The organism is Sphingobium sp. (genome assembly GCF_003248505.1).
In the GTDB taxonomy this organism is placed as follows: domain Bacteria; phylum Pseudomonadota; class Alphaproteobacteria; order Sphingomonadales; family Sphingomonadaceae; genus Sphingobium.
The window spans coordinates 1-9,119 of the sequence record NZ_QFOA01000101.1; the positions used below are offsets into that span (position 1 = coordinate 1).

Annotated in this window: 16 protein-coding genes and 1 pseudogene; all 17 read right to left on the reverse strand. The window is 62.2% G+C overall.

The window, feature by feature from the left end; genetic code table 11:
• Nucleotides 1–48 precede the first annotated feature (48 nt).
• Nucleotides 49–354, reverse strand: a complete 306-nt coding sequence (gene rpsN, locus DI606_RS18305) for a 30S ribosomal protein S14 (RefSeq protein WP_007707881.1) — start codon at nt 352–354, stop codon at nt 49–51.
• A gap of 50 nt (nt 355–404) precedes the next feature.
• Entirely contained in the window at nt 405–977 is a 573-nt protein-coding gene (rplE, locus tag DI606_RS18310) for a 50S ribosomal protein L5 (RefSeq protein WP_293985317.1), read from the reverse strand.
• Nucleotides 977–1,288 (reverse strand): 50S ribosomal protein L24, encoded by a 312-nt coding sequence (gene rplX, locus DI606_RS18315; RefSeq protein ID WP_293985318.1) that lies wholly within the window; start codon nt 1,286–1,288, stop codon nt 977–979. The genes rplE and rplX overlap by 1 nt, the downstream gene beginning before the upstream one ends.
• The gene (gene rplN, locus DI606_RS18320; protein WP_056691686.1) at nt 1,288–1,656 is read right to left on the reverse strand and encodes a 50S ribosomal protein L14; all 369 of its coding nucleotides are present in this window, start codon (nt 1,654–1,656) and stop codon (nt 1,288–1,290) included. Before rplN ends, rplX begins: the two co-directional genes overlap by 1 nt.
• Nucleotides 1,657–1,849: 193 nt before the next feature.
• Complete coding sequence (gene rpsQ, locus DI606_RS18325) at nt 1,850–2,113, reverse strand: 30S ribosomal protein S17 (protein WP_066700947.1); 264 nt, start codon at nt 2,111–2,113, stop codon at nt 1,850–1,852.
• 15 nt (nt 2,114–2,128) lie between these two features.
• Entirely contained in the window at nt 2,129–2,332 is a 204-nt protein-coding gene (rpmC, locus tag DI606_RS18330) for a 50S ribosomal protein L29 (protein WP_293985319.1), read from the reverse strand.
• Nucleotides 2,333–2,335: 3 nt separating this feature from the next.
• On the reverse strand, nt 2,336–2,767 hold the full coding sequence (gene rplP, locus DI606_RS18335) for a 50S ribosomal protein L16 (RefSeq protein WP_066769627.1): 432 nt from the start codon (nt 2,765–2,767) through the stop codon (nt 2,336–2,338).
• A 21-nt stretch (nt 2,768–2,788) separates the two neighbouring features.
• Nucleotides 2,789–3,484, reverse strand: coding sequence for a 30S ribosomal protein S3 (rpsC, locus tag DI606_RS18340; protein ID WP_293985320.1), 696 nt, complete (start codon nt 3,482–3,484; stop codon nt 2,789–2,791).
• Between the two features lie 4 nt (nt 3,485–3,488).
• Nucleotides 3,489–3,875, reverse strand: coding sequence for a 50S ribosomal protein L22 (gene rplV, locus DI606_RS18345; protein WP_293985321.1), 387 nt, complete (start codon nt 3,873–3,875; stop codon nt 3,489–3,491).
• Nucleotides 3,875–4,153 (reverse strand): 30S ribosomal protein S19, encoded by a 279-nt coding sequence (rpsS, locus tag DI606_RS18350; RefSeq protein ID WP_293985322.1) that lies wholly within the window; start codon nt 4,151–4,153, stop codon nt 3,875–3,877. The genes rplV and rpsS overlap by 1 nt, the downstream gene beginning before the upstream one ends.
• Nucleotides 4,154–4,158: 5 nt before the next feature.
• Nucleotides 4,159–4,995 carry a 50S ribosomal protein L2 gene (gene rplB / locus DI606_RS18355; protein ID WP_293985323.1) on the reverse strand — a complete coding sequence of 279 codons (837 nt, stop codon included), beginning with the start codon at nt 4,993–4,995 and terminating at the stop codon, nt 4,159–4,161.
• 2 nt (nt 4,996–4,997) lie between these two features.
• Nucleotides 4,998–5,315, reverse strand: a complete 318-nt coding sequence (locus tag DI606_RS18360) for a 50S ribosomal protein L23 (protein WP_293985324.1) — start codon at nt 5,313–5,315, stop codon at nt 4,998–5,000.
• The gene (rplD, locus tag DI606_RS18365) at nt 5,308–5,931 is read right to left on the reverse strand and encodes a 50S ribosomal protein L4 (RefSeq protein ID WP_293985325.1); all 624 of its coding nucleotides are present in this window, start codon (nt 5,929–5,931) and stop codon (nt 5,308–5,310) included. The genes DI606_RS18360 and rplD overlap by 8 nt, the downstream gene beginning before the upstream one ends.
• A gap of 3 nt (nt 5,932–5,934) precedes the next feature.
• The gene (rplC, locus tag DI606_RS18370) at nt 5,935–6,690 is read right to left on the reverse strand and encodes a 50S ribosomal protein L3 (RefSeq protein WP_293985327.1); all 756 of its coding nucleotides are present in this window, start codon (nt 6,688–6,690) and stop codon (nt 5,935–5,937) included.
• Between the two features lie 287 nt (nt 6,691–6,977).
• On the reverse strand, nt 6,978–7,286 hold the full coding sequence (rpsJ, locus tag DI606_RS18375) for a 30S ribosomal protein S10 (RefSeq protein ID WP_007686587.1): 309 nt from the start codon (nt 7,284–7,286) through the stop codon (nt 6,978–6,980).
• 206 nt (nt 7,287–7,492) lie between these two features.
• Nucleotides 7,493–8,683, reverse strand: a complete 1,191-nt coding sequence (tuf, locus tag DI606_RS18380) for an elongation factor Tu (RefSeq protein ID WP_293985326.1) — start codon at nt 8,681–8,683, stop codon at nt 7,493–7,495.
• A gap of 137 nt (nt 8,684–8,820) precedes the next feature.
• Nucleotides 8,821–9,119: pseudogene (gene fusA / locus DI606_RS18385) on the reverse strand (elongation factor G); the annotation flags it as partial.

The following is a 9,119-nucleotide window of genomic DNA, read 5'->3' on the forward strand; positions in this document are numbered from 1 at the left end:
GGTGAGCATATCACCCAGGGGATCGGTCAATGCCATCTCAAATGATCCTTACCAGCTCGACTTGGTGACGCCGGGGATCAGGCCCTTGTTGGCCAGATCGCGCAGCTGCACGCGGCAGAGGCGGAATTTGCGGTAGTAAGCGCGGGGACGCCCGGTCAGTTCACAGCGGTTCCGAACGCGGGTCGGATTGCCGTTGCGGGGGATCTCCGCCATCTTCAGACGCGCGATCAGACGATCGCTGTCGTCGGCCGCGGTATCATTCGCGATCGCCTTGAGCTTCGCATAGCGGCCGGCATATTTCTTGACCAGCTTCTTGCGGCGCTCGTTCTTGTTGATCGAACTCAGTTTCGCCATGACTTAAGTTCTCTTCCTTGCAAAGTTGATGGAAGAGAAGCGGGGCCGTTTCAGGCCGCCTGCTTCTCTTCGAGCGGGAAGGGGAAGCCGAAGAGGCGCAGCAGTTCGCGCGCTTCATCGTCCGTCTTCGCCGTGGTGGTCACGATGATATCCATGCCGCGCACCTTGTCGATGCGGTCATAGTTGATCTCCGGGAAGATGATCTGCTCCTTGATGCCGAAGGCGTAGTTGCCACGGCCATCGAAGCTCTTCGGATTGAGACCACGGAAGTCGCGTACGCGGGGCAGCGCGATGTTGACCAGGCGATCGAGGAACTCGTACATGCGCTCGCGGCGCAACGTCACCTTGGCACCGATCGGCATGCCTTCACGCAGCTTGAACTGCGCGATCGACTTGCGGGCCTTGGTGATGACCGGCTTCTGACCGGCGATCAGTTCCATTTCCTCAGCGGCCGAAGTCACCTTCTTCTTGTCCTGCGTCGCTTCGCCCACGCCCATGTTGAGCGTGATCTTCTCGATCTTGGGGACTTCCATGACGTTCTTGTAACCGAACTTCTCGGTCATCGCCTTGGCGATCTCGGCGTCATAGAGCGCCTTGGAGCGCGGAGTGTATTTGTCGGCCATTACAGCACCTCACCGGACTTGACGGCGACGCGGACCTTCTTGCCGTCGCGGTCCTCGAAACGGACGCGGGTCGGCTTGCCGTCGGCACCGGCCACGGCCACGTTCGAAATGTGGAGCGGCGCAGGCTTGCGGTCGATGCCGCCCTGCGGGTTCGCCTGGTCAGGCTTGCGATGGCGCGCATGGATGTTGATGCCCTCGACGAGCACCTTGTCTTCCTTGGGCATCACCTGAAGGACGGAGCCGGTACGACCCTTGTCCTTTCCGGCCAGGACGACGACCTTGTCGCCCTTCTTGATCTTCGCAGCGCTCATCACAGCACCTCGGGAGCAAGAGAGATGATCTTCATGTGCTTCTTGGCGCGCAGTTCGCGAACGACGGGGCCGAAAATACGAGTGCCGATCGGCTCCTCGTTCTTGTTGATGAGCACGGCGGCGTTGCCGTCGAAGCGGATCACCGAACCGTCGGCCCGGCGAATATCCTTGGCGGTGCGGACGATGACGGCGCGATGCACGTCACCCTTCTTCACCTTGCCGCGCGGCGCGGCCTCCTTGATCGAGACGACGATGATGTCGCCCACGCCGGCGAAGCGACGCTTCGACCCGCCCAGCACCTTGATGCACTGGACGCGCTTGGCGCCGCTGTTGTCAGCGACGTCAAGATTGGATTGCATCTGGATCATAGATCCGGTTCCTTCTCATTTGGCCTACCGGGACAATTCCCGGCGGTTCCGAATTTCATGCGCTCGACCCGATAAAATCGAAATGCGCGAAGCGCGGGCCTGTACCGTCTCCCGAAGGAAAAGGCCAGCCCCGCGTCCGAACTTTTTCGATCCCGCAGGATCCGTGACTGGTCACAAGACCGGCGGTCAGCCCTTAGTGGGAGACTTCCGGCGACTTGTGAGTGTCCACGCGCTCAATGACCTTCCAGGTCTTGAGCTTGGAAATCGGAGCGGTCTCTTCGATACGGACCGTCTCGCCTTCCTTGTAGACATTGCCCTCGTCATGGGCGTGATACTTTTTCGACAGGCGGATGATCTTGCCGTAGAGCGCGTGCTTAACCTTGCGCTCCACGCGAACCACCACCGTCTTGTCGGTCTTGTCGGAAACCACCGTTCCCGTCAGCACGCGCTTGGGCATCGTGTGATTTCCTTCTTACTTCGCAGCCGAGCGCGAACGCTCGGACTGAAGGGTCTTGATCTGCGCGATTGACCGGCGGACTTCCTTGACCCGGCTCGGCTTTTCGAGCTGGTTGGTGGCCGCCTGGAAACGCAGGTTGAACTGCTCGCGCTTCAGGTTGTTGAGTTCGGTCGACAGTTCGTCGTCCGTCTTGGTCTTGAGGTCTGCGACGTTCGCCACGAATTAACCCTCCAGGTGCGAGGTGTCGCCGAGGCGGGCGACGACCTTCGTCTTGATGGGCAGCTTCATCGCGGCGCGCGAGAAGGCCTCTGCTGCGAGCGGACCGGGCACGCCGTCGAGTTCGAACAGGATGCGGCCGGGCTTGACGCGCGCCGCCCAATATTCGACCGAACCCTTGCCCTTGCCCTGACGGACTTCGGCAGGCTTCTTGGAAACCGGCACGTCAGGGAACACGCGGATCCACAACCGGCCCTGACGGCGGATGTGACGGGTGATCGCGCGGCGGGCCGCCTCGATCTGGCGGGCGGTGACGCGCTCGGGTTCCAGAGCTTTCAGACCGTAAGAGCCGAAGTTCAAAGCCGAACCGCCCTTGGCGTCGCCCTTGATCTTGCCCTTGAAGGCCTTGCGGAACTTCATTTTCTTCGGTTGCAGCATGACGCTATACCTACCTTATTCTCAGCGCGCCGGGCGCACGCCGGAGGTCTGTGCCTCCAGCATCAGCCGGTCGGTGGCCATCGGATCGTGACCAAGGATTTCACCCTTGAAGATCCAGACCTTAATGCCGCACACGCCATAGGCGGTGTGGGCTTCGGCTTCGGCGTAGTCGACGTTCGCACGCAGCGTGTGCAGCGGAACGCGGCCTTCGCGATACCATTCGACGCGCGCGATCTCCGCGCCGCCCAGACGGCCGCCGCAGGTGATCTTGATGCCTTCGGCACCGAGGCGAAGAGCCGACTGCACCGCGCGCTTCATCGCGCGGCGGAACGCCACGCGACGTTCCAGCTGATCGGCGATGCCCTGCGCGACAAGCTTGGAGTCGATTTCCGGCTTGCGGATTTCGACGATGTTCAGGCTGACGTCCGAGGAGGTCAGGCTGCCCAGCTTCTTGCGCAGCTTCTCGATATCCGCGCCCTTCTTGCCGATGATGACACCGGGACGGGCGGCATAGATCGACACGCGGCAAAGCTTCGCCGGGCGTTCGATCACGACCTTCGAGATCGCCGCCTGAGGCAGGCTTTTCATGATGAACTGGCGGATTTTCAGATCCTCCAGCAGAAGCCGGCCATAATCCTGGCCTTCCGCGAACCAGCGGCTGTCCCAGGTACGGTTGATCTGCAGGCGCAGACCGATCGGGTTGCTCTTGTGACCCATGTGCTTACGCCTCCGCTTCTTCGCCAGCTTCACGCACGACAATGCGTACGCGGCTGAAGGGCTTGAGGATCCGGGTCGACTTGCCGCGGCCGCGAGCGTGGAAGCGCTTCAGGGTGAAGCTCTTGCCCACCGATGCTTCCGCAACGACCAGTGCGTCGACGTCCAGATTGTGATTGTTTTCCGCGTTGGCGATAGCCGAAGCCAGCACCTTGCGCACGTCGACCGCCATCGCCTTCTTCGAGAAGGCGAGCACGTTCAGCGCGTCTTCGACCTTGCGGCCGCGGATCAGCGCCGCGACGAGGTTCAGCTTCTGGGCCGAACCGCGAATCTGCGTGCCGACGGCGAGCGCCTCATTGTCGGCGACGCGGCGGGGAGCCTTTTCCTTGCTCATCAGCGCTTGCCCTTCTTGTCGGCGGCGTGGCCGGGGAAGTAGCGGGTCGGGGCAAATTCACCCAGCTTGTGACCCACCATATCCTCATTGACCAGCACCGGAACATGCTTGCGGCCGTTATAGACGCTGAACGTCAGGCCGACGAACTGCGGCAGGATCGTCGAACGCCGCGACCAGGTCTTGATGGGACCGGAGCGACCGTTGGCTTCCTGAGCGGTTTCCGCCTTCTTCAGAAGGCTGAGGTCCACGAAAGGACCTTTCCAGACGGAACGAGCCATCTCGCTTACCTCTTCTTCTTCGCGTGGCGGCTACGGATGATGAACTTGTCCGTCGCCTTGTTGTGGCGGGTGCGCGCACCCTTGGTCGGCTTGCCCCACGGGGTGACCGGATGACGGCCGCCCGAGGTGCGGCCTTCACCGCCGCCGTGCGGGTGATCGACCGGGTTCTTCGCCACACCGCGCGTCAGCGGGCGCTTGCCCAGCCAGCGATTGCGACCGGCCTTGGCAAGGTTGGTGTTGGCGTTGTCCGGGTTCGACACGGCACCGATGGTGCCCATGCAGTCCGAACGGATGTAGCGCTGCTCGCCCGAGGACAGACGGACCATCACCATGCCGCGATCGCGGCCCACGAGCTGCGCGTAGGTGCCCGCCGAACGGCAGAGCTGACCGCCCTTGCCCGGCTTCATCTCGATATTGTGGATGATGGTGCCCACCGGCATCTGACCCAGTTCCATCGCGTTGCCCGGCTTCACGTCGGTCTTCTTGCCCGCAATGACCTTGTCGCCCGGCGCAAGGCGCTGGGGTGCCAGGATATAGGCCTGGGTGCCATCGGGGTAGTTGACCAGCGCGATGAAGGCGGTGCGGTTGGGGTCATATTCCAGACGCTCCACCGTGCCTTCGACGTCCCACAGGCGACGCTTGAAGTCGATGATGCGATAGCGCTGCTTGTGACCTCCCGCGATCCCGCGCGAGGTCACATGACCCTTGTTGTTGCGACCGCCGGTCTTGCGCTTGCCTTCGGTCAGAGCCTTGACGGGCTTGCCCTTATGCAGAGCGCTGCGGTCGACGAGGATGAGGCCGCGCTGAGCGGGGCTCGTCGGGTTGTAGCTCTTAAGCGCCATGATCAGCGCACTCCTTCGGTGATGTCGATCGTCTGACCTTCGGCCAGGCGGACGATCGCCTTCTTCACGTCGCTGCGCTTGTAGGGCTTACCCTTCCAGCGCTTCGTCTTGCCCTTGACGACCAGCGTGTTGACGCTCTGGACGGTGACGCCCCAGATCGCCTCGATCGCAGCCTTGATCTCCGGCTTGGACGCGTCGTTTGCGACCTTGAAGACCACGGCGTTGTTTTCGGAGAGAAGCGTCGACTTCTCGGTGATCACCGGCGCGACAACGACGTCGTAATGACGGTTGTCCACGGTCGCGGCTTCTTTCTTAGCCATTGAAACGCGCCTCCAGCTTTTCGACCGCGGCGCGCGTCAGCACCAGCGAATCCGCCTTAAGGATGTCGTAGACATTGGCACCGACAGCCGGCAGCAGGTCCACGCCCACGATGTTCGCCGAAGCCTTTGCGAAGCTGACATTCACCGCGTCGCCGTCGATGAAAAGCACCTTGTTGAGGTTCAGCTTGGCAAGGTGCGCGACCAGAGCTTTGGTCTTGCCTTCCGCCACGTCGAGATTGTCGAGGACGATCAGCGAGCCGTCCTTGGCCTTAGCCGACAGCGCCATCTTCAGGCCCAGCGCACGAACCTTCTTGTTGAGGTCGTGACCGAAGTCGCGAGCGCGGGCACCGTGAGCCTTACCGCCGCCGATGAAAATCGGCGCCTTGCGATCGCCGTGACGGGCCGTACCGCCGCCCTTCTGGCGACCGAACTTCTTGCCGGTGCGGGCCACGTCCGAACGCTCGCGGGTGGCGCGGGCGGGGGCACGGCGCTTTTCCAGCTGCCAGGTGACGACGCGGTGCAGTATGTCGGTGCGAGGCTCGACACCGAACACGGCATCGTTGAGCTCCAGCTCACCGGCAGCTGCCGCATCGAGGGTCTGTACATTGACCTTCATGGTTTAGCCCTCCTGGCCTTCGGTCGCTTCGGGAGCGGCCGCATCTTGTGCGGGCGCCTGCGCCGGAGCGTTGTTGCTGTTGGCAGCAGCCTTGAGGCTGGCCGGATACGGCACATCGGCCGGACGCTTCACCTTGACGGCATCGCAGACGGTGAGCCAGGTGCCCTTGGCACCCGGAACGCTGCCCTTGACGAACAGCAGGCCGCGCTCGACATCGGTACGCACGATCTCCAGATTCTGCTGGGTCCGCTCACGGTCACCCATGTGACCTGCCATCTTCTTGTTCTTGAAGACGCGGCCCGGGTCCTGACGGTTACCGGTCGAACCATGGGCACGGTGGCTGATCGACACGCCGTGGGTGGCGCGCATACCGCCGAAGCCCCAGCGCTTCATAGCACCGGCAAAACCCTTACCCTGGGTGTGACCGGCGACATCGACCAACTGACCGGCGATAAAGTGGTCGGCCGCAATCTCGGCGCCGACATCGAGGAGCGCATCCTCGGCGACGCGAAATTCGACCAGACGCGCCTTCGGCTCCACTTCCGCCTTGGCGAAGTGGCCGCGCTGCGGCTTGGCGACATTCTTGACCTTCGCGACGCCGGCACCGAGCTGCACCGCGACATAACCGTCGCGGTCGGTTTCCTTGCGGGCCACGACCTGGTTGCCCTCGAGGGCCAGAACCGTAACCGGAACGTGACGTCCGTCCTCCTGGAACAGACGGGTCATCCCGACTTTCTTAGCGATCACGCCTGTGCGCATCACTGATTACTCCCATAGAGGCCCGCCATAGCAGCGGGCGTATCCAACGAAAAAACCGCTCGGAATCTCCCCCGCGCGGCCCAACCCAATTCATGCGATCACCCCGTCAGGGTCGGATGCCAACCCCTCTCGGGAAAGGCGACGGGGGACCAGAGACCACGGACCTTCCGGTTTACCGGAGCGGCCGTGCGGTATCCCTTGTGTCGTTTGAGCCCAGGTCCCTCCGAAGAGGAGCCCCGATGCCCTATACCCTGACCTCCTTGCGGGCGGCAGGGACTTGCCGGCGATCAGGCCAGCTTGATTTCCACGTTCACGCCGGCAGCCAAGTCCAGCTTCATCAGCGCGTCGACCGTCTGCGGCGTCGGCTGCACAATGTCAAGCATACGCTTGTAGGTACGAACCTCGAACTGCTCGCGCGACTTCTTGTCGATGTGCGGGCCACGGTTGACCGTGAACTTTTCGATGCGCGTCGGAAGGGGAATCGGACCGCGGATAAGGGCGCCGGTGCGGCGAGCGGTGTCGGCGATGTCGCCGGTTGCCTGATCGAGAACGCGATGATCGAACGCCTTAAGGCGAATGCGGATATTGCTGTCCATTTTTCCTGTACCGATGCGAAAGAGCCAAAAACCCACGCATTTTCAAAAATCAGCCGGAGCAGCCGTTGATTTGTAAAAATGCGCTCACAAAAAATATCCGCCCCATCTGCCCTTCTAGCTTCTTGAAAGCCGGAGAAAGGCGATCCGAGGCGGAGAAAAATACTGAGCGGCGCGAATCATCGGATCCGCGCCGCTGCAGTCCTATATTACTTCGAGATCGTGCCGACAACCCCTGCACCGACAGTGCGGCCGCCTTCACGGATAGCGAAGCGGAGGCCAGCGTCCATCGCGATCGGAGCGATCAGCTTGACGCCGAGCTTCACATTGTCGCCAGGCATGACCATCTCGGTGCCTTCGGGCAGGATTACTTCGCCGGTCACGTCGGTGGTGCGGAAGTAGAACTGCGGACGATAGTTCGCGAAGAACGGGGTGTGGCGCCCGCCCTCTTCCTTCGACAGCACATAGACTTCGGCGTCGAATTCGGTGTGGGGGGTGATGGTGCCGGGCTTGGCCAGAACCTGACCGCGCTCGACGTCTTCACGCTTCACGCCGCGAACCAGCGCGCCGATGTTGTCGCCTGCACGACCTTCGTCGAGCAGCTTGCGGAACATTTCAACGCCCGTGACGGTGGTCTTGGTGGTGTCCTTGAGACCGACGATCTCGACTTCTTCGCCGACCTTGACAATGCCGGTTTCGACACGGCCGGTGACGACGGTGCCGCGACCCGAAATCGAGAACACGTCTTCGATCGGCATCAGGAACGCCTTGTCGACCGGACGCTCGGGCTGCGGGATGAATTCGTCAACAGCGGACATCAGCTTCAGAACGGCGTTCTTGCCGATCTCGTCGTTGGAACCGTCCAGAGCCTTGACGGCAGAGCCGGGGATGACGGGGATGTTGTCGCCGTCGAAATCGTACGAGCTGAGCAGTTCGCGGATTTCCAGCTCGACCAGCTCGAGGATTTCGGCGTCGTCGACGAGGTCGACCTTGTTCATGAACACGACGAGCTGCGGCACGCCAACCTGGCGGGCGAGCAGGATGTGCTCACGGGTCTGCGGCATCGGGCCGTCGGTGGCCGACACGACCAGGATCGCGCCGTCCATCTGGGCGGCACCGGTGATCATGTTCTTGACGTAGTCGGCGTGGCCGGGGCAGTCGACGTGCGCATAGTGGCGCGCTTCGGTCTCATACTCGACGTGCGCGGTCGAGATGGTGATGCCGCGCTCGCGCTCTTCGGGAGCCTTGTCGATGTTGGCATAGTCGACGAAGGTCGCGCCGCCGGTTTCGGCCAGCACCTTGGTGATCGCTGCGGTCAGCGAGGTCTTGCCATGGTCGACGTGACCGATGGTGCCAATGTTGCAGTGCGGCTTGTTCCGCTCAAACTTAGCCTTAGCCATTTTATCCTACCTTCTAATCAAAATCAGCTTTGGTCTGACCGCTCGGCCGCGCCTCGCGAAGGCGCGTCCATAGCAGCAAATTTACATATTACCAGCCCCTAACCGAGCCGCTTTCACGGCCCGGCCGGGGAAACCCGTCAGGCCATCTTCGCCTTGACTTCGTCCGCCACATTCTGCGGCACTTCGTCATAGTGCGAGAAGATCATCGAGTAGTTCGCGCGGCCCTGGGTGAAGGACCGGAGCGAATTGACGTAACCGAACATGTTGGCCAGCGGCACCATGGCTTCGACCACCTGCGCGTTGCCGCGCGTGTCGGTGCCCTGGATCTGGCCACGACGGCTGTTCATGTCGCCGATGACGTCGCCCAGATATTCCTCCGGGGTCACGACTTCGACCTTCATGACAGGTTCGAGCAGCGTGATGCCCGACTTCTGCG